This window comes from Pseudomonas hunanensis, from assembly GCF_013393325.1.
GTDB lineage: Bacteria > Pseudomonadota > Gammaproteobacteria > Pseudomonadales > Pseudomonadaceae > Aquipseudomonas > Aquipseudomonas putida_P.
In genome coordinates this window covers 1-255 of the sequence record NZ_QJRC01000006.1, presented here as the reverse complement: position 1 = coordinate 255, position 255 = coordinate 1, and the positions used below count along the sequence as shown (strand labels likewise).

At 55.3% G+C, this 255-nt stretch carries 1 rRNA gene; it reads left to right on the top strand.

Features of this window, described 5'->3' with window-relative positions:
- Window positions 1–255: ribosomal RNA gene (locus DM807_RS00025) — 16S ribosomal RNA — on the top strand; the annotation flags it as partial.

Genomic DNA, 255 nt, shown 5'->3' with positions numbered 1-255 from the left:
TCTGCCTGGTAGTGGGGGACAACGTTTCGAAAGGAACGCTAATACCGCATACGTCCTACGGGAGAAAGCAGGGGACCTTCGGGCCTTGCGCTATCAGATGAGCCTAGGTCGGATTAGCTAGTTGGTGGGGTAATGGCTCACCAAGGCGACGATCCGTAACTGGTCTGAGAGGATGATCAGTCACACTGGAACTGAGACACGGTCCAGACTCCTACGGGAGGCAGCAGTGGGGAATATTGGACAATGGGCGAAAGC